This window comes from Phocaeicola dorei, assembly GCF_013009555.1.
In the GTDB taxonomy this organism is placed as follows: domain Bacteria; phylum Bacteroidota; class Bacteroidia; order Bacteroidales; family Bacteroidaceae; genus Phocaeicola; species Phocaeicola dorei.
This window is the reverse complement of sequence record NZ_CP046176.1, coordinates 5023293-5043694: the sequence shown is the minus strand read 5'-3', so window position 1 is coordinate 5043694 and position 20402 is coordinate 5023293. Positions and strand designations below refer to the sequence as shown.

13 protein-coding genes, 2 tRNA genes and 3 pseudogenes are annotated in these 20402 nt (G+C 41.2%); 13 read left to right on the top strand and 5 right to left on the bottom strand.

The window, feature by feature from the left end; translation table 11 throughout:
* Positions 1-30: 30 nt before the first annotated feature.
* Complete coding sequence (locus tag GKD17_RS20620; protein ID WP_007839114.1) at positions 31-1428, bottom strand: DUF6242 domain-containing protein; 1398 nt, start codon at positions 1426-1428, stop codon at positions 31-33.
* A gap of 112 nt (positions 1429-1540) precedes the next feature.
* On the bottom strand, positions 1541-2608 hold the full coding sequence (gene ribD, locus GKD17_RS20615) for a bifunctional diaminohydroxyphosphoribosylaminopyrimidine deaminase/5-amino-6-(5-phosphoribosylamino)uracil reductase RibD (protein ID WP_007839112.1): 1068 nt from the start codon (positions 2606-2608) through the stop codon (positions 1541-1543).
* Between the two features lie 44 nt (positions 2609-2652).
* Here ribD and prmC point away from each other — a divergent pair, with 44 nt between their 5' ends.
* The 3 genes and pseudogenes from prmC to GKD17_RS20600 form a co-directional block, all read left to right on the top strand.
* On the top strand, positions 2653-3489 hold the full coding sequence (prmC, locus tag GKD17_RS20610) for a peptide chain release factor N(5)-glutamine methyltransferase (protein ID WP_007839110.1): 837 nt from the start codon (positions 2653-2655) through the stop codon (positions 3487-3489).
* Position 3490: 1 nt separating this feature from the next.
* Positions 3491-3976, top strand: a complete 486-nt coding sequence (locus tag GKD17_RS20605; RefSeq protein WP_007839108.1) for a regulatory protein RecX — start codon at positions 3491-3493, stop codon at positions 3974-3976.
* Positions 3957-4268: pseudogene (locus GKD17_RS20600) on the top strand (ComF family protein); the annotation flags it as partial. The gene GKD17_RS20605 and the pseudogene GKD17_RS20600, both read left to right, overlap by 20 nt.
* Before the next feature lie 16 nt (positions 4269-4284).
* Here GKD17_RS20600 and GKD17_RS20595 read toward each other — a convergent pair.
* Positions 4285-5058 (bottom strand): IS5 family transposase, encoded by a 774-nt coding sequence (locus tag GKD17_RS20595; RefSeq protein WP_007839296.1) that lies wholly within the window; start codon positions 5056-5058, stop codon positions 4285-4287.
* A 110-nt stretch (positions 5059-5168) separates the two neighbouring features.
* On the opposite strand from GKD17_RS20595, the pseudogene GKD17_RS20590 reads away from it, so the two are divergent.
* The 8 genes and pseudogenes from GKD17_RS20590 to GKD17_RS20555 all read left to right on the top strand — a co-directional run.
* Positions 5169-5555: pseudogene (locus GKD17_RS20590) on the top strand (ComF family protein); the annotation flags it as partial.
* 99 nt (positions 5556-5654) lie between these two features.
* On the top strand, positions 5655-6293 hold the full coding sequence (pyrE, locus tag GKD17_RS20585; protein ID WP_007839094.1) for an orotate phosphoribosyltransferase: 639 nt from the start codon (positions 5655-5657) through the stop codon (positions 6291-6293).
* Between the two features lie 97 nt (positions 6294-6390).
* Entirely contained in the window at positions 6391-6795 is a 405-nt protein-coding gene (locus GKD17_RS20580) for an SRPBCC family protein (RefSeq protein WP_007839093.1), read from the top strand.
* A gap of 15 nt (positions 6796-6810) precedes the next feature.
* On the top strand, positions 6811-8151 hold the full coding sequence (gene argH, locus GKD17_RS20575) for an argininosuccinate lyase (RefSeq protein ID WP_007839091.1): 1341 nt from the start codon (positions 6811-6813) through the stop codon (positions 8149-8151).
* A 23-nt stretch (positions 8152-8174) separates the two neighbouring features.
* Complete coding sequence (locus GKD17_RS20570; RefSeq protein WP_007841291.1) at positions 8175-9167, top strand: aldo/keto reductase; 993 nt, start codon at positions 8175-8177, stop codon at positions 9165-9167.
* A gap of 70 nt (positions 9168-9237) precedes the next feature.
* Positions 9238-9310 (top strand) — tRNA-Gly (locus tag GKD17_RS20565).
* A 16-nt stretch (positions 9311-9326) separates the two neighbouring features.
* A tRNA-Leu gene (locus tag GKD17_RS20560) sits at positions 9327-9411 on the top strand.
* Between the two features lie 240 nt (positions 9412-9651).
* Positions 9652-9948: pseudogene (locus GKD17_RS20555) on the top strand (RagB/SusD family nutrient uptake outer membrane protein); the annotation flags it as partial.
* A gap of 774 nt (positions 9949-10722) precedes the next feature.
* Here the strand turns inward: GKD17_RS20555 and GKD17_RS20550 are convergent.
* Both GKD17_RS20550 and GKD17_RS20545 read right to left on the bottom strand, forming a co-directional pair.
* Positions 10723-11310 carry a DNA-3-methyladenine glycosylase I gene (locus GKD17_RS20550; protein ID WP_007839083.1) on the bottom strand — a complete coding sequence of 196 codons (588 nt, stop codon included), beginning with the start codon at positions 11308-11310 and terminating at the stop codon, positions 10723-10725.
* A gap of 101 nt (positions 11311-11411) precedes the next feature.
* The gene (locus GKD17_RS20545; protein ID WP_032936877.1) at positions 11412-15407 is read right to left on the bottom strand and encodes a hybrid sensor histidine kinase/response regulator transcription factor; all 3996 of its coding nucleotides are present in this window, start codon (positions 15405-15407) and stop codon (positions 11412-11414) included.
* A gap of 251 nt (positions 15408-15658) precedes the next feature.
* On the opposite strand from GKD17_RS20545, the gene GKD17_RS20540 reads away from it, so the two are divergent.
* A complete protein-coding gene (locus GKD17_RS20540; protein ID WP_007839073.1) occupies positions 15659-18712 on the top strand; it encodes a SusC/RagA family TonB-linked outer membrane protein in 3054 nt (1017 codons plus the stop codon).
* 18 nt (positions 18713-18730) lie between these two features.
* Positions 18731-20374 carry a RagB/SusD family nutrient uptake outer membrane protein gene (locus tag GKD17_RS20535; protein ID WP_032933493.1) on the top strand — a complete coding sequence of 548 codons (1644 nt, stop codon included), beginning with the start codon at positions 18731-18733 and terminating at the stop codon, positions 20372-20374.
* Positions 20375-20402 lie beyond the last annotated feature (28 nt).

The window sequence follows — 20402 nt, the reverse complement described above, 5'->3', positions numbered from 1 at the left end:
GCAATCTATTTTATATGACTCTCTTTGACTTTATTCCTTGGAATCGAATCCCAACTTATTGATTCTTCCCCTCCATACTTCTCCACTTCGGCTCCATATAATCCACAAAAAGTTATTTTTGTCTATAACATAAGAATAGTTGCCGTCTGCCTGATGGTATAGATCGGGGAATTCTGTTGGGAAAAATACATATCTAGAAACAGGTTTCCATGTAACGCCTTGATCTGTTGATTCATAGAATTGGCTGAAGGCGGGAATGTCCTTACCGAAACTTTTGCCCGGACCACCGAAAGCGTATAATTGGTCGTTGTAATGAATCATGGCTATATTAGCCAGCTTGGGACAATAAAAACTATCGTATGCGGCTGTAGGATAATCTGCCCAACTGTCTTCTGTGGTCAGTCTGGTCCATACAGTAGAGGTCGTGTCGGTAGCAATGGGATTTTCCCCCATTAGTACCATACGGTCTATGGATTTATTGGTTACCAACGGGTAAGCTGTGTATGATATCTGATTTTTCGGGAAATTGGCCGGAACCTCTCCATTAGTATCCCACGCCATAGCATCCGTACTTTCCATAAAATGATTGTTGGTGTCTATGGCGTACAATTTGCGGTTATATTCTGAATGAACGCCGGCAATCAGCTTCTCGAATTTGGTGTTAGTGCCAATCTTGCTCCAGCTTTTTCCATCAGAGGAACAGTACAGGTCATTGTCGGCAAGTATGTATAATTTGTCTCCCCATGCCATGGCAGAAGAATAGTCCGCATTTAGCATATTTTCAGGTAAAGCCTGTAAGGGTGTCCAGGTTCCTCCATCATTGATGTGGGTGCTTGTAACAGCGGCACCATTGTCTTGCTGTGCGAAAACATAAATATAATCTCCTAATGTGACTGCTTTTTGTGCCTGGATGGTGTTGTCGAAACTACTTCCTCTATGGCTCCACTGCAATGAGTCGGGAACTTGTTTATGTACATTAATCTCAGCTTTATAAATAGGCCCATAGACTCCGCTCATTGCCATAACTTTAAATTGGATAGGTTTTTCGAAATTCAAGGAGTCGGTTTCATTCCACAACGAATCTTTGTCCTCTGCAACAATAAAAACTCCGATACCATCTGATGTTATGCTGACTACAACTTTGCTGATGTCTGTACCGACTGGCAGGGAGTCTACATTGTAGATATGTCTTGTGCCTTGGTCGATGGCAAAAGGGTATTTGGTACCATCAACGGTGAATGTCAGCGTTGTATCTTTGCCATTAACCTTTTCGGTATATTGAGTTTCAATTTTATCTTTTATAGCAAAAGCGGTAATGCTTGATTCTGAACTATATTCTGTTTCTACTTCGTTGTCGTCCAAGCAAGATGTAATCATAAAAGCTGCAGTAAGCAGACTTGTGATGACAGTCAAAAACTTTATTTTCATTTGCAAATGAGTCTATTGTTACAAGTCGCAAAAGTAGGAAGATTTTTTTCTATACAGAAGTTTTAGGGCAAGTTTTATATTAATTTATAGATAAACTAGCCCTTTTTCTCTGTCAATCAGCCACATTTTGTCTTTGGTTTTGTGGATGGACGGCATGCATTATTTCTCTTCCAAAGTATATTTTATTCAATTTAAAGTATTTTTTTTGAATAGAAGGTGCCTCTATCCCATTCTTCAAACACAGTGGAACCTTTTCTATGAAGGCTTCATCCCATAGACTGGAATCTATGAAAGACTGTAATAAAATACTTCCTCCTTCTACTAGAAGTGATTGTATTTTTTTCTGATATAATACTTCCATTATTTGCGGCAGGATGTCTTTGCTAAAATCCAAAGATATGTATTCTGTTAATGTGTTTGGCTGATGGGGGGATTTTCGGGTGAACACGAATGTCTTTATCCTGCCACTGAAAAGTTCCAGGTCTCGCGGTAATGTCAATTCTTTGTCTATTACCAGGCGTACGGGATGCTTGCCGTACCAATTCCGGGTGGATAAGGAGGGATTGTCAAGTAATGCCGTGCGTCGTCCTACTAATATAGCGTCATGTTCGGCGCGTTTTTTGTGTACCAGCATGCTGGTCAGTGGATTGGATAGTTTGATCGGTTTTCCTCCTGTGCGGTTTATATCGATGAAACCATCGGTAGATTCTGCCCACTTTAAGGTTATGTATGGGCGTTTGAGTGTGTTGAATGTAATGAAGCGTCTTATCAGGTGCCGGCATTCCTCCTCTAATACACCTACAGTTACTTCAATACCGGCTTTGCGCAGTTTTTCGATACCTCTGCCGGCTACCAGAGAAAACGGGTCCATGCAGCCTATCACGACTTTGGGGATTTTCTTCTCTATAATCAGATCGGCGCAGGGAGGGGTCTTCCCATAATGGGAGCATGGTTCCAGACTTACGTAAATGGTTGATTCCTTCAACAGATTTTCGTCTTTAACGGAACGTATGGCGTTTACTTCGGCATGTGCCTCTCCGCAACGGATGTGGTAGCCCTCTCCAATAATGGTATCGTGATATACGATGACAGCACCTACCATCGGATTAGGAGCTGTGTTACAGAGTCCGTTGTGTGCCAGTTGCAGACAACGGGAAATATATTTTTCATCTTTTGTCATAACAGTCTTGTTTAAATTCTTACTTTTGCATATAAAATGACACTATGAATCCTGTTGTATCTTACATAAAACAAACCTTGCAGGGGTATTACCCCGATACAGAACTTGTACCTATGGCTAAATTGCTGCTTACACAAGTCTTCGGTATGTCTGTTGTTGAATTGTATGCAGGCAAAGATACTACTTTTTCAGTGAATGAGCAGAAACGGTTGGATGATATTCTGGTCCGTCTGCAAAAACTAGAACCTATTCAATATATAATAGGCACTGAAGAGTTTTATGGTCTTACTTTTGAAGTGAATAAACATGTATTGATTCCACGTCCGGAAACGGGGGAGTTGGTAGATTGGATTATACGGGAACATAAGTATGGTCGGGTTAAAATATTGGATATTGGTACGGGGAGTGGTTGTATCGCTGTTTCTTTGACCAAGAATCTGGAAGAGGCGGAGGTCGTTTCATGGGATGTCTCAGAAAAGGCGTTGCAAGTTGCAGAACGTAATTGCAGGCGGAACGGCGTTCGTGTAACTCTTGAGCAAAGGGATGTGCTGCTTGCTTCTCCTGCCGGTGAGCAGTTTGATGTCATTGTCAGCAATCCACCTTATATTACAGAAAAGGAGAAAGCGAATATGAGTGCTAATGTCTTGGAGTGGGAGCCGGAATTGGCTTTGTTTGTGCCGGATGATAGTCCATTGCTGTTTTATCGGAAAATAGCAGAATTGGGTAGGGATATGTTAGTGTCTGGTGGAAGGCTTTATTTTGAAATTAATCAGGAATATGGCCGGGAGACGGTGGATATGCTAGCTGGTTTGGGATACAAAAATATAGAATTGAGGAAAGATCTCTTTCAAAATGATAGAATGATAAAAGCGAAAAAATGAGATGAAAGGAGAATTAAGTGAGAATGAGTTGAGGTATAAGGCAGAAGCTTATTGTTCTTCAATGGAACGTTGTGTAACGGATGTAGAGGCTAAATTATCACAATGGGGGGCAACTCCGGAAGTGATGGAGAAAATCGTTCGGCATTTGCAGGATGAGAGATACATTGACCAGAAGCGTTTTTGCTCGGCTTTTGTTCGTGATAAATATCGCTTTAACCAATGGGGCAGAGTGAAAATCAGTCAGGCTTTGCGCATGAAGAAGATCCCTGCGGATGTTATAGCCGAAGGGTTGGAGGAGATAGATGAACGGGAGTATGTGGAGATTCTGTCTGGCTTGATCGAGCAGAAAAGAAGTAGAGTGAAAGCATGTACGGAATACGAACGGAATGGGAAATTGATTCGTTTTGCTGTTGGTAGAGGATTTGAAATAGAGGCTGTTTGCCGTTGTGTGAAACAAACCGGAGAAGATGATGTCTATTTGGACTGATCTTTGGAATTTATTTTTCCCACATAGTTGTCTGCTTTGTGGGCGGCAGCTTATATCAGGGGAGAGAGTGCTTTGCTTGAAATGCTTGTCAAGGCTTCCGCGTACTCAATTTCATTTACGGAAAGATAATATTGTAGAATGTAACTTCTGGGGAAAAATACCGGTGGAGCGTGCCACCTCTTTTCTTTATTATGCAAAGGGAGGGAATGTCCGACAGTTGTTGTATGAACTGAAATATCATGGTAATCAAGAAGTGGGTGAAGTGATGGGGCGGATGATGGCATCTGAACTTAGAAGCTGTTTTGATTTCATTCGATAAATCTGTTAAGCATGATTTGGATGAATGCAATCTGTACCATAGCTTCTGCGGTTTCAGCAAGGAATTCGTAATCGATGGTCAGCCTTCTGAAGTTTTCCAGCCATGAGAAAGAGCGTTCCACAATCCAGCGTTTGGGCAGTACCTGAAATTTGGATGGACATTCGTCCGGTCTGAGTACGACCTCCAATATCCATCCGAATTTCTTCTTGACCCAATCAGCCAAATCTCCCCTGTAGCCTCCGTCCGCCAGGATTTTCACCAAACGCGGAAATTTATAAGCGAGTTTTTCTATGGCTTGTGGGGCGCCCTTGCTGTCATGCAGGTTGGCCTCATGGATTGCGACGGCTAACGGAAGGCCAAGCGTATCGACAATGATGTGCTCTTTCCGTCCTTTGATTTTCTTGTTCCCGTCTATACCACGGTCTGAATCAACATGATGGGAAGTCTTTACGCTTCTGGAATCCATGATGCCAAGACTGGGACTTTCCTGCCGTCCTGCCTGTTTACGGATGAAAGCGTGCAAGGTATCCATCACTTCTTCAAACACGCCTTCAAGCTTCCATTTACGGAAGTAGTAATAGACGGTTTGCCAAGGGGCGAAGTCAGAAGGAAGCATACGCCACTGGCAGCCGGTCTTGTTGATATAAAGGATGGCATTCATTATCTCTTTAAGCGAATGTTTTCGGTTCCTCGCTTGCGGCTCTAAAATATTTTTTATAACTTGCCACTGTTTTTCAGTCAGGTCGGTTGGATACTGTGTCATAACTTTATTGTTTGGTACCTTTAAAGATATAACATTTTTCCAATTGACCGGCTGATTCTGAATTGTATGTAGCCCTATAACATTATTCTTAAATCAATTCAAAACAGTTTCTTATGTGTTCTCATTTTTTTGATGGGATAGATTTGATTGTTCCTGTCCCGTTACATCAACGTAAAAAACGTTTAAGGGGGTATAATCAGAGTGAATGCTTGGCACGGGGAGTTTCGGTGGTGACAGGTATTCCTATGAACACTAAAGTTGTGATAAGAAGCAGATATACTGATACGCAGACGCATAAAGGACAATATGCAAGATGGGAAAACGTGCGAAATTTGTTTGCCTGTATTTTCCCCGATGGCTTGGAAGGAAAGCATCTATTGTTGGTGGATGATGTGCTGACAACAGGGGCTACGGTTGTTTCTTGCGCTGATGCCTTTCGTGGCATACCCGGATTACGTATCAGTGTACTTACTTTGGCATTGGCAGGGGAATCTTGATAACAACAACTATTTTTTAGAAAAATACCTTGTCCGATTTTTCATTATCTCGATGTATTTCTATATTTTTGCACAATATTTATCAGATATAGTTGAGTTATGAAGACTTTAGAAAAATTATTCGCAGAGAAATTACTGAAGATTAAGGCTATCAAGTTGCAGCCGGCTAATCCTTTTACTTGGGCATCCGGTTGGAAGTCGCCTTTTTATTGTGATAACCGCAAAACTCTTTCGTATCCTTCTCTTCGTAATTTTGTGAAACTTGAGATTAGCCGTATTGTCCTGGAGAAGTTCGGTCAGGTAGATGCTATTGCCGGTGTGGCGACAGGGGCTATCCCTCAAGGAGCTTTGGTGGCTGAAGAATTGAATCTGCCGTTTGTGTATGTTCGTTCTACTCCGAAAGACCATGGCTTGGAAAACCTGATTGAAGGTGAACTTCGTCCTGGTATGAAAGTCGTAGTTATTGAGGACTTGATTTCAACTGGCGGCAGTAGCTTGAAAGCTGTTGAAGCTATCCGTCGTGACGGATGTGAAGTGATTGGTATGGTCGCTGCATTTACTTATGGTTTCCCGGTGGCAATTGAAGCGTTCAAGGAAGCAAAAGTGAACTTGGTTACTCTGACTAATTATGAAGCTGTATTGGATTCGGCCTTGAAAACCGGATATATTAATGAAGAGGATGTTTCTGTTTTAGATAACTGGAGAAAGGATCCGGCTCATTGGGAGGCAGGCAAATAAGTTATAGTTTTAAAACAAATATAATATGAAGAGAACCGTTCGGAAATTTTTATGGATTTCCGGATTGTTCTTTTCGTGTTTTTAGAGAGCAGGTATTATGGCACAATTTGAGAGTAGTGTGAAATATGTTCCTTATAGTCAGGAGCAGGTGTTTAATAAGTTGTCGGATTTAAGTAACTTGGAATCTGTACGTGATAAATTGGCTGACAAGGTACAAGGTATGGAGTTCGACTGTGATTCTTTAAGTTTTACGGTACAAGGCATAAGCATTACTTTGCGTATTATAGAACGTGAACCTTGTAAATGTGTTAAATTCGAAAGTGAAAAATCTCCGGTCCCTATGAATTTGTGGATTCAGATTTTGCCTGTAGAGGCTGGGCAGGCAAAACTGAAAGTAACTATTCGTGCAGAAGTGAATATGTTTATGAAGGCAATGGTTACTAAACCTTTACAGGATGGGGTGGATAAACTGGCTGAGATGTTATCGATGATTCCTTATTAAAAAATAAAGAAAAATATGGCACAGAAACTTTGGGAAAAAAATGTCCGAGTAAATGAGGAGATAGATCGTTTTACAGTAGGACGTGACCGTGAAATGGACCTTTATCTGGCTAAACACGATGTATTGGGCTCAATGGCACATATCACCATGTTGGAAAGTATTGGTTTGCTTACGGCCGGAGAATTGGAAATGCTGTTAGCGGAATTAAAAAATATCTATGCTTCTGCCGAAAAGGGAGAGTTTGTAATAGAGGATGGTATAGAGGATGTACACTCGCAAGTAGAATTGATGTTGACGCGTAAGTTGGGAGATGTCGGGAAGAAAATTCATAGTGGACGTTCACGCAATGACCAGGTGCTGGTGGATTTGAAGCTGTTTACTCGTGCGGAATTAAAAGAAGTGGCCGAAGCAGTAGAGCGGCTTTTCCATGTGCTGATTTCTCAAAGCAATCAATATAAAGATGTGCTGATGCCGGGATATACCCATTTGCAGATAGCGATGCCTTCTTCATTTGGCTTGTGGTTTGGTGCGTATGCAGAGAGTTTGGTGGACGATATGATGTTTCTGCAGGCCGCATTCAAAATGTGCAACCGTAATCCGTTGGGGTCTGCTGCCGGTTATGGTTCTTCTTTCCCGCTAAACCGTGAGATGACTACTAGTCTGCTGGGTTTTGATTCGATGAACTATAATGTGGTATATGCGCAGATGGGACGTGGCAAAATGGAACGTAATGTAGCTTTTGCCTTGGCTTCTATTGCCGGAACCGTTTCTAAGATGGCTTTTGATGCTTGTATGTTTAGTAGTCAGAATTTTGGCTTCGTGAAACTTCCGGACGAGTGTACAACTGGTTCCAGTATTATGCCCCATAAGAAGAATCCCGATGTGTTCGAACTGACACGGGCTAAGTGTAACAAGATACAGGTTCTCCCCCAACAAATTATGATGATAATGAACAATCTGCCTTCGGGTTACTTCCGTGATTTGCAGATTATAAAAGAAGTATTCCTGCCTGCTTTTCAGGAGCTGAAGGAGTGTTTGCAAATGGCTGCCTATATTATGGACAAGATTAAAATCAACGAGCATATTCTGGATGATGATCGTTACCTTTATATATTTAGTGTGGAAGAGGTTAACCGTCTGGCTTCTGAGGGCATGCCATTCCGTGATGCTTATAAGAAGGTGGGCTTGGATATAGAAGCCGGAAAATTTACTCACAACAAGAAGGTACATCATACTCATGAGGGTAGTATAGGTAATTTGTGTAATGACAGAATTGAAAATCTGATGCAACAGGTAGTAGATGGTTTTAACTTCTCAGTCATGGAGCAGGCAGAACAATCCCTTTTGGGTAGATAGAAACAATTATAAATCGCATGATCATGAAATATCAACCTTCAGCAGAGCGCTATGACAAGATGCAGTATAAATACTGTGGGAATAGCGGATTACTTTTGCCTCGTATCTCTTTAGGCTTGTGGCATAATTTTGGCAGTGTGGACGATTTCGGTGTGGCAACCGATATGATTAAATACGCTTTCGATAATGGGGTTACGCATTTTGACTTGGCTAATAATTATGGCCCCATTCCGGGAAGTGCTGAGATTAATTTTGGTAAAATCTTAAAGGAAAATTTTCAAGGTTATCGTGATGAATTGATTATTTCCTCAAAAGCAGGGCATGAAATGTGGGATGGACCTTATGGAGGAAACAGTTCGCGTAAGAATTTAATGGCCAGCATTGATCAAAGTTTGCGTCGTACCGGTTTGGATTACTTTGATATATTCTATAGTCACCGTTATGATGGGGTGACTCCTGTTGAGGAAACAATGCAGGCATTGATTGATATAGTGAAACAAGGAAAGGCATTGTATGTGGGTATTTCAAAATACCCTCCAGCACAAGCTAAAATAGCTTATGAAATGTTGAGGGCTGCCGGTGTGCCGTGTCTCATTAGCCAATATCGTTATAGTATGTTTGACCGTACTGTAGAGGAGAAATCATTGCCATTGGCTGCAGAACAAGGCTCCGGTTTTATTGCATTTTCGCCTTTGGCGCAAGGCTTGCTGACTAAAAAATATCTGCATGGTATTCCGGAACATTCTCGTGCGGCCCGTTCTACCGGATTTTTGAAAGTAGATCAAGTGACAGAAGATAAAGTAGGAAAAGCACGTCGGTTGGATGAAATAGCCGCTCGTCGTGGCCAGACTTTGGCTGAGATGGCATTGGCATGGGTCTTGAAAGACGAACGAATGACTTCTGTTATTGTGGGGACAAGTTCTGTGAAACAGTTGGCAGATAATCTTCATGCATTGGATAATTTGAACTTTACTAATGAAGAATTGGCCGAAATAGAGGGAATTTTACGATTGTAAATAAAAAAATGGGTGCAAAGTTTGGTTGGTATTATAAAATGACTTATCTTTGCATCCGTTAAAACAAAAGGCGGAAATAGCTCAGTTGGTAGAGCATAACCTTGCCAAGGTTAGGGTCGCGAGTTCGAGTCTCGTTTTCCGCTCTCTCTCGTCGAGGATGCTCGAATGGTGGAATCGGTAGACACGAGGGACTTAAAATCCCTTGGCCATTGTGGCTGTGCGGGTTCAAGTCCCGCTTCGAGTACGAAATAAAATCACAAATATCTAGTTATTAGATATTTGTGATTTTTATTTTAGTAAATTGCACCATATTTGCGGCTCAGTTTGAAAATTCTACAACGCTTCCCACATCTCGGGGGTCAACGTAAAAACCTGAGGGATTCATAGATTAAGCATAAATTTTAGTCAGTCTGAATAGAAAGAAAGTCCTGTCCTTTACTCCTCTGAACTGTGTTCTGAAGTCCTTGATTTTGGAACATCTTATATCAATGAGGTAAGGAGAAGAGCAGCTATTCCCGGCAAGGAAGCCGCCATGGAGATAAAGCCGGAACAGTTGACATTGGATTTTATTTTGGATGAACGGGCCCGTGAGTTGGGAGGAGAGCAGCAACGTTGGTTCGATTTGAAGCGTACCGGTAAGCTGCTGGAAAGAGTAAAAGCATACAATCCGGATGCGAAAGTGAATATAAAAGAGCATCATTTGCTACGTCCTATTCCTCAGACTCAACTGGATGCCATTATCAATAAAGAAGAGTTCGGGCAAAATGCCGGTTACAATTAAGTGTGCCTGTCAGGCTGAAGTTTGATTTCCGGTGAAGGTGTATCTTGATGATTGGCAGAGAAGTTATTTAGCTTGCAAAAGTTGGTAAATAACATAAGTTCGTTTTTTAAAAAGGTCTTGTTCTTTTTTTAAAATGAACTTATGTTTTTAAAAAACATCCTTATCTTTTTTGCATAGGAACTTGTGTTTTTGTACATGAACAAAAAATTGATGATTCCCACATATATATGTGTAACCTCACGCGGACGTATATATAGTCCTACGTGAACGTTCATGAAGTGCCGCATGAACATTCGTATAAAACAGGTTGTCTTTCCTCGGAACATTTTCCCTTTCACGACGGGAGGTTTTTACAAACTGACAGCATAAGTTTAGGAAGTTTCTTCCATTGTTTCCGAAAGTTATGCCGTTAACTTTCGGGACTACTCCTATCAATGCAAAAAACACATTTTATCTCTCATGCTCTCATCTTTTATCACTTTCCCCCGATGAATAAAGCGTTTAAAGGGTGAGAGATGAGGTGAGAGATGCCCCAAAAGGTGAGAGCAACTGCTCTCACAAAGCCAAAAAATGTTTTGTTATGCAATCTGGGAACAGAACATCTCTTTCTTTTCGGCTCAGTCAAGATATATGCATGAAACTATTGAATTACAGATACCCTTATAGTCTTGAATTCAATCCCGGCTGTCATATCGTTGCTATTTTTCTCGAAAAGAAAAGGAGGAAAAGACATATTGAGGTTTCCGATAAAAGGTGATGATAGTGTTAACAGAGTTAATAATTCTGTTGTGGAACTTTCCGGCAAATACAGTCTGTCAAATGATCGTTGATAAAACCTGAAGCTTGCAAATGGGCGTAGCAAATCGTAGTTCCGAAGAACTTGAAACCTCGTTTTTTCATATCTTTACTCATGGCATCGGATTCGGGGGAGGATACCGGAATCTCGCTCAATGACCGGAATGTGTTGATAATCGGCTTTTTGTCGGGAAAGAATGACAGGGTATAATTATAAAAACTGCCGAATTCCTTTTGTACGGCAAGGAATAGTTTCGCATTCGTGATTGTCGATTTGATTTTCAGACGGTTTTTTACAATGCCCTCAAATTGCATTAGCCGCTCAACGTCTTCATCGGTCATTTGTGCCACCAACTCGGCATCAAAATTACAGAAGGCTTTACGATATCCCTCTCTTTTTCTAAGAATCGTTATCCAGCTTAGTCCTGCTTGGGCACTTTCCAATACAAGAAACTCAAACAGCGTCTTGTCATCGGTTACTAACTTTCCCCACTCCTGATCATGGTATTTCACATACAATTCGTCTGTTCCGCACCAACCGCAACGTCCGTTTGTTATATCTTGCATAATTCTATCATTTGTGATATGGAACAAATGTAATGGATTCATGGCATTATGCCAAATTTAAAAGGACTATTTTATACGCATATATAAATTATCTTACAGTGTCAGGAGCCGTTCTTGCAAAAATCTTTTGGCAGTACTCCAAATTGTTTCTGAAAACATTTGGCAAAATAGGAAGAAGAGTTGAAACCGACAATATAGCATACTTCATTGATTCTGTATTCTCCGGATTGAATCAGTTGGGCTGCCATTTTCAACCGTTCCAGTTGAATAAACTCATTGGGGGTAATTTGAGCGATTCCCTTTATTTTTCGATGCAGGCTGGAACGGCTCATATTCATTTTCTCGGCTAATATATCCACATTAAAATCGGGTTCCGAAATGTTCTTCTGAATTACTTCTATTAGTTTGTCTAAAAAGTTCTCATCTGCTTTGCTCAGTGCAATGGTTTTGGCGTTCACAAAAGGTGATGAAGTGAAAGCATGGCGCAATTTGTCCTGATTGCTTAATAAGTTCGCTATGCGTGCCAATAAATACTCCGTAGAAAAAGGTTTTTCTATATAGTCGTCGGCTCCTAGTTCTATTCCTTCTATCTTGGATTGCATGGTAACTTTTGCTGTGAGCAGAATGATAGGAATATGGCTATGTTCTATATCGGTCTTTAATGTATGGCATAATTCGAAACCATCCATTTCGGGCATCATCACATCACTGACAATCAGACTGATTGTCTTTTCTGATAGCACTTGCAGGGCTTCCTTGCCATTAGATGCACGTATAACGCAATATACAGTTTCCAGTTGTGCGCAAATAAAGTTCTGCATCTCGGGGTCATCCTCTACTACAAGAATACAGATGTTAGTGCTGTGTTGCCGGATGACTGTTTGCATATTGCCGGTCTGGCTGATAGTGGAATCTTTTTGCAACTGTATGGCTTTTTCTTGATCGACAGGAAGCTCGACACAGAAACAGATTTCTTCCCTATCCTTTAAATAAAGTTTTCCTTTATGTAATTCTGCCAGGGAACGTGCCAAAGGCAGGCCGATGCCGGTACCGGCTGTGCGTTGCCCACCGGAGGTTTGTTTGATTTGCACAAAAGGCTGGAAAATTTTTTCTTGCATATCGTGGGGGATGGGATGCCCGTCATTGCTGACCATAATGGAGAAGTATCCCGGTTCTTTCATTCCGTATGGTGGTATTAAAGATACATGGATAGATGATGTGGCATATTTTACTGCATTATTGAACAGATTGCTTAGAATTTTGGTCAGGGCTTCTTTATCTACGGGTGCATTGAAATCCTGTTCGGGCAGGTCTGTTTGAAATTTCAACCCATTCTGTTGGGCGGCGGGATTGAAACGGATATAAGTGTCTCTTATTAGTTGGGAGATATTACAATCCATAAAGTTAAGACGGAACCCCTTGGTTTCTGTTTTTCGGAAGTCGAGTAACTGATTGGTCAGGTCAAGTAATCGCAGGGTATTCCGTTCCATGACGTCCAGGTTCTCACGGATGGTGTTGCGATCTATGTTTTCCTTGTGCAGGATGTTCTCTAACGGGCCTTTTATCAGGGTTAGCGGTGTGCGGATTTCATGTGCTATATTAGTGAAGAAGTCTATTTTGGCATGATAAATTTCTTTTTCCTTTTCGGCTTCTAAGATTTCCAGTTGCCGTCGTTGTTTGTCCGTGATTTGTTTTCGGAAGCGATAGAAGATATATCCGATACCGGCTGCCGAAAGTATAAAATAAAGAAGATAGGCCCACGGGGATTTCCAGAAAGGAGGTGCGATATGTATGTGGATACTTTTGATGTCATTACTCCATTCTCCCTTGGCGTTAGCTGTTTTCACGCAGAAAGTATAGTCGCCTGGCTTTAGATTGGTATAGGAAGCGGTGGAACTTTTTGTGGTACTGTACCACTCTTTATCAAATCCTTTCAATGTATAACTCAGATAATTTTCTTCAGGGGCGGCGTAACAAAGAGCTGCAAAGCGGAAGGCAAAAGAGTTTTGATTATACTTCAGGTTTATTTCCCGGGTATAAGTCACGCTTTGACTGAGGGGGGAATCTTTGGTGCCTATATCGGCGCTTTTGTTGAAAAGCAGGAAATCGGTGATGGCTACAGGTGGAAAATAAGTGTTTTCGGTGAAGGACTCGGGTTTGAAGGCAATGAAGCCATTGATACATCCGAAATAGATGGTACCGTCTTTGCTCTTAATTCCTGAACTATAATTGAACTGATTGGTGAGCAGTCCATTGTTGTCTGCATAAATGTTCGAGGTTTTGGTCTTCAGATCGAACCGTATCAATCCTTTGTTGGAGGTGAGCCAAAGGATGTCATTGTTGGCTTCTACAATCTTATAAATCACATCATTGGCAAGCCCTTGTGAAGAATCATAAGTAGTGAATTCCTCTGTGTCCTGGTTGAATGAGCAGAATCCTCTTCCCAGCATGGTGAACCACAAACGTTGCTTGCTGTCTTCATAAATACTTATCACCTTGTTGTAAGGGAGTCCGTGGGGAACTCCGGGAGTAGAAACATAATTTTTCCAGCTGTTATTTCTAGGATTGTATTTGAATATACCGGAATTATAGGTGGCAAACCAGATATTTCCTTTACTGTCTTCCAATATGTTGAAAACAAAGATACCATCTATTTTGTGGATACGGGTGAAATCATTTGTTTCATGGTTATAGAGATTGAGTCCGGTTGTGGTACCTATGTAGAGTTGACCTGCAGAGGTGCGGCACATGGAATAGATGTTGTTGTCGTTCAATGTATTTTCGGCATGTCCCATCAGGTAGTGACGGGAACGGTGGGTCTTCAGATCCAATGAGTATAATCCTTTGGAATATGTACCTATCCACAGAGTGTGATTGTCCATACTTAGAGCGTGGACATTATAGTGCAGTCCTGCCAGTGGACAAGGGCTGAATTCTTTGGTCTTTGGATTGAATTTGTTCAAGCCGCCGTCTTCTGTTCCTATCCATAGATTTCCGTCTTCATCTTCGCAAAATTCACGGACTACTTTTCCGCTGAGGCTGTTTTGTCCTATGATGGGATAGTATTTTTCGAAGGTGGCATATTGGGTGGGATAATAGTCTATGCCTCCGAAATAGCTGCCGATCCATATGCCACCTTCAGCATCCTTGTAGAGGGAATAAATGGCATTGTCCGACAAGGAATAGTCATCGTTGGGATTGTAGGTGAGGTGTTGGATTTCCCGGGTTTCCTTGTTGTAAGTGTATATTCCTCGTTCTGTGGCAACCCACAATGTTTTTTTGTCGATGGGATAGATGTTTCTTACAAAGATACTTTCGGTTTGGGAAGAGTCCGGTAGCAAGTCGGTGACTGTCCGGGTAAGGATATTGATACTTTTCAGACCACCTTTTGCGGAACCAGTGTACAAGGTGTTATGCTGTTCGGGGAAAATTTTGAAAATCTGGTCATCGGTGAAGAGGTTTTTCCCCTCTTGTGTTTGGAATAACCGGAAGTTCTGGAAATGATCATCAGTATAATAAAGCCCTTTTCCGTTATAGCCTATCCATACTGCGTTTTGCTGGTCTATACAGATAGAACTGAGTAGATGGGCATCGGGGATAGCATAGTGTGTTAATGTTTGTCGGTCGTTATCGAACAGGAAAACGCCTTGGGATTCTACTGCTATCCAGATGTTTTTTTGTGTATCGGTGGTGATTTGTACAATGGGCTGGGTGATGCACAAGCTGTCCTGACTTTTGCAGGTGAGTTTTGAGAAAGTTTCCGTCAATGGATCATAGATATAAATTCCGTCGTCTGTTCCTATCCATAATTTCCCATCCTTATTTTCGTGCAATGAGTTGACGTTGTTATTACCCAAAGAATGAGGGTTGGAATGATTGTGTTTGAAAATACGGAAATTGGATCCGTCATAACGGTTTAGTCCGTCTTTGGTGCCGAACCACATGAATCCGTTCCTGTCTTGGGTGATACAAAGAACGGAACTTTGAGACAGTTTGTTTTTCAGACCCAAATGTTGGAAATAATATCTTTCAGCATGAACACAGGGGGATGACAGGCTGAAAAGGATTGATATGAGAAGGAATAAGTGCTTGTACATAGTTTGTTTTATCAAGTGGTTTACTATGTGCAAAAGTAGATATTTGGCTGAAAAACACAAGGGGAAGGCAAAATATTGTCCTGTTTTGGCAGAATATTGCTCTCTTTTCGTAAGGTGGAGGAGGTAAGGTGGTGTAAAAGGTGGGTGAAAATATTGTTTTGGCAGAAAATTCATATTATTTGGATGGATATTCTTGTGGCTTTTTATCTAATAAGTCTACTTTTGGGCTGTAATTAAATTAAAGATCAAATATGAAAAACATGTTTAGTAAAGGTGCACATCCGTCTGAATTTGGACATCGACAAACAACGATGTTGATGTTGGGCTTGTTTTTACTCGTTTCCCAATGCTTGTTTGCTCAGAGCAGAATAATAAAGGGAACGGTATATGATGAACATAAGGATGCACTGATCGGTGCGTCGGTTATTCTTAAAGGTACTTCTCAGGGAACCATTACCGATATAGATGGTAATTTTAGTGTGGAGGCAAGTGATAAGAATACTGTTTTGATTGTTTCTTATATAGGTTATGATGCCCAAGAGATAAATGTGGGTAGCCAGACCTTTGTCAAGGTACAGTTGAAACCTTCTTCTCTGGCGCTGGAGGAAGTTGTAGTGGTGGGTTACGGTTCGCAAAAGAAAAGTGAGCTGACGGCTGCCATCTCAAGTGTCAAGTCTTCGGATTTTGTCCGTGGAAATGTGAGGGATGCGGGGCAATTATTGAAAGGGAAAATTGCTGGTCTTAGCATTGTGAATTCTACAGGTGACCCTACCGAGAATTCGTCTATCTTACTTCGTGGTACTAACTCTTTGCAGGGTAACAATTCGCCATTAGTGTTGATTGACGGTATTCCGGGAGATTTAAGAACGGTGGCTCCTGAGGATATTGCTCAAATCGATGTGCTGAAGGATGGTTCGTCTGCGGCTATTTATGGTACACGAGCTACCAATGGGGTGATTTTGGTTACTACCCGTAAGGCTAATTCTGATTTTTCCATAGACTATAATGGGTATGTCGGTACAGAAGAGTTTGTGAAAACGGAAAGAGTGTTGACTGGAGATGAATTTCGTTCTTTAATTCAGGATGGAACAATTTCTGCTACTGATTTTGGAGGTAATACAGATTGGCTGGAAGCCATAACTCGTACTCCGGTCAATCATGGGCATAATCTGAGTGTAAAGGGTGGTTCCGAGAAGACTAATTATTTGTTGAATGTCAATTATAAAAAGAACCAGGGAATTTTCAAAAAGTCAGATAATGAGACGTTGATTGTACGACTGGCGGTGAATCATTCAATGTTGAATGATAAATTGCGTTTGAACGTCAGCGTTAATTCTAATACGCAGAACTATACAACGACCGGAGATGGTTCCTCTTTCAATAGAGGGGTATATAGTGCGGCATTGGTTACTAATCCTACCTTGCCTATTTATAAGCAGGATGTAAATAAGGATGTCCTGTCATCAATGCCGGAGTATGATGGTCCTTGGGCACAGCCTTCGGCTCTGGTGGCTATCGCCAATCCGCTGAGTACTATCGAGACAGCTAATGGCAGACATCACAGACAGCGTACCAGATTGAATGGTAATGTTACTTTCCAACCCATCGAATCATTGAAATTCAATGCGTTGTTATCTTGGGATAGATATTACGAAACAAGGGGTTATCGTGAGACTTTTGATAATTTCAATACCACAGTGGCTCATTCCCGTGATGGTTTTGCCTCCAGAGGTACTTGTGAGACTACAGACCAGTTGTTTGAATTTACCGCTCAGTATAGTGAAGTTTTTGGCATTCATAATATTTCTGTATTGGGAGGTTATGGCTATCAGAAGAATATATGGGAGGATTATTGGATGCGGAACTGGAATTTTCCTACAGACCAGTTTGGCTGGGATAATATCGCTTTAGGACGTGGCGACAGCGATATTGCCGGTGCTGCTATTCCTATTAACAGTAATAAAACGTCAGGTAATCTTATCAGTTTTTTCGGACGTATCAATTACATATTGGCGGGCAAGTATTTGGCTACCATTAGTGTAAGGCATGAGGCAGACTCCAAATTTGTGGGTTCCGATCAGGTTTGGGGTACATTTCCGGCTGTAAGTCTGGCATGGCGGATTAATGAAGAGAATTTTATGAAAAATATCAAGTGGATTAATAGCTTGAAACTTCGTGCCGGTTATGGTGTGACAGGTATTGCTCCTTCCAATCCTTATTTGGCAACCTATCGTTTGGGATATACTTCAAATAATGATACTTTTTATTATAATGGTCAATGGGTGAATAAATTGACTCCGCAGAGTAATCCGAATCCGGAATTCACATGGGAAAAGAAGAAGGAATTTAATGTGGGGCTTGATTTCTCTATTCTGAAAGATCGTATCAGTGGTAGTGTTGATGCTTATTACAGAAAAACTGTAGACTTGTTATATAATTATCCTGTTCCTGTTCCGCCCAATGTATATGGCACTACACTGGCAAATGTGGGTACTATCAGTAATAAGGGACTGGAGATATTGCTGAACGGGGTTGTCTTTAATAAAAAAGATTTTGGTTGGAATACCACACTGACTTATTCTACTAATAAGAATAAGCTTGACAAATTGAATAATAGTAAATACCAGTTGGCAAACGATTATTTTTATGTGGGTGACGCACAAGCGCCTATGTCGGGAGTCCCTACCCATCGTGTAAAAGTAGGGGAGCCTATAGGGCAGATTTGGGGTTGGAAAGTATTGGATATTACAGAAGACGGTAAATGGATTTATGAAGATCAGAATGGTAATGCTGTAGAGTCTAAAGATGTGAAGATAGAGGATAGAAAAGTGATTGGTAATGGTTTGCCAAAGCATTATTTGGGATGGAACAATGATTTCCGTTATAAAAATTTTGATTTGAGCGTTACCATGAGAGGAGCCTTTGGATTCCAGAATATCAACTTTACTCGTCTGCATTATGAGAATTATAGAGACCAGGCAATGAATAATTTGAAAGCCGGGTATGAAAAAGTATTTGGTAAAGCGGTGCTGACGGACTCCAAGCAATTTAATAGTTACTATGTGGAGGATGGCGATTATTGGAAAATTGATAATATTGTATTGGGGTATAATTTCAAGAAAGACTTTATTAAAGGGATTAAGGGAATGCGTCTGTATTTCTCTGTTCAAAACGCTTTGACCATTACCGGATACAAAGGACTTGATCCGGAGGTAGGCGGTTCGCTTTTAACTCCGGGAACAGATGACAGAAACAAGTATCCCACTACCCGTTCATATACCTTTGGCGTTAACTTGAGTTTTTAAATTATTAGATTGAAGAACATGAAAAGAAGAATAAGAATAGCATTGATGTGTCCTGCACTTTGTTGTCTGATAGGAGCATCATTGAATAGTTGTATGGAACTGGACGATAGCGTGTATACTACGATCGTATCCGATAAATATCATTATACGGAAAAGGACATGGTTGCCATATTAGGTAATGCTTATACTCCATGGCGTTCTGTTGTTATCGGTGCAATAAATGAAACGCAGACCATTTCTACAGATGAGACCATGATACCGGTACATCCTTGGGGATGGAATGGGACTACCATTAACATGCATTTACATACCTGGACTTCGGAGACAGGTGAGGCTGTTAATCGGTGGGGTGACCTGTATACTGGTATAAACAATGCCAATCAGGTAATTTACCAGATTGAATCCGGCCTGTTGCCTGTGACGGAAGGTAAGGATAATTATTTGGCGGAGTTAAAAGCGGTAAGGGCTTCTTATTATTATATGCTTTGTGATTATTACGGCAATGTACCCTATCTGACCCGTTTTGATGTTCCTCAAGGTTTTCTTCCCGAACAAATCAGTCGTAAAGCCTTGAATGATTCTATCATTGCCGAAGTGACAGCCGCCCTTCCTTTATTACCGGAGAATGTTGATGAATCGACTTACGGACGTTTTACCAAATGGGCTGCTTATGCTTTATTGGCCAAGATGTATATCAATGCGGAGGTGTATACGGGAACCCCACAATGGCAAAAGTGTCTGGATGCCTGTGAGGAGATCATAAAATCTGGTAAATTCTCGTTGGCGGGAAATCAGAAAGATGTATTCAAGGCTGATAATGAGGATTGTACGGAAGCTGTTTTTGCTGTTCCTTTTGATCAAAGTTACGCCGGTGGATTGAATATATTCAATTACGCTCTAAACGGTCAGTTCTCTCAGGTATATTCCACTAAGAGTTTTGGTGGTTGGGGAGGTTCGGTTGCTGTTCCGCAATTTATAAATACATTTGATCCGGATGACAGTCGTCTGACCGAGAATTATTTGATGGGACAGCAAGTGTATCCCGATGGTTCCAATGTGTTGTGCGAGATAGGCAACAGTCAGGGGATTCCTATGAATATTGTAAATGTGGTTCCGGGGGTTGATTGGGCTGAGGAATTACATGGATATCATTTGGCAAAGTATGAGTATGTTGCCGGTATGTCTCCTGGTGCTATGAGTAACGATGTTTTCCCCTTCCGCTATACAGATATATTGATGATGAAAGCTGAATGTTTGTTAAGGACTGGAAAAGCGGACGAAGCGGCACAAATTGTAACAGAAATCAGACAACGCGCATTCAAGTCTGCTCCGGAAAAAGCGGTAGTCACTGGTGCGGAACTGATGGGAGGGAGTACCTATGATTATGGATTGCGCGAAACAACCTATTTGGACAAGATTAAAAGTCCTAGAACAACTCATGAAGGTGGAGCAGATATAAAATATGGTCGCTTTTTGGATGAATTGGGTTGGGAGTTTAACCAAGAAGGAAGAAGAAGGCAGGACTTGATTCGTTTTGGAGTATGGACAACTAAATCATGGCTTTCTCATTCTGCTACAAATGATATAAATAAGAACTTGTATCCTATTCCAAGAGCTGAATTGGATAAGAATGGTAAGTTAAAGCAGAATCCGGGATATTAGTGGATTGGTAATGAACAGACTGTCCGAA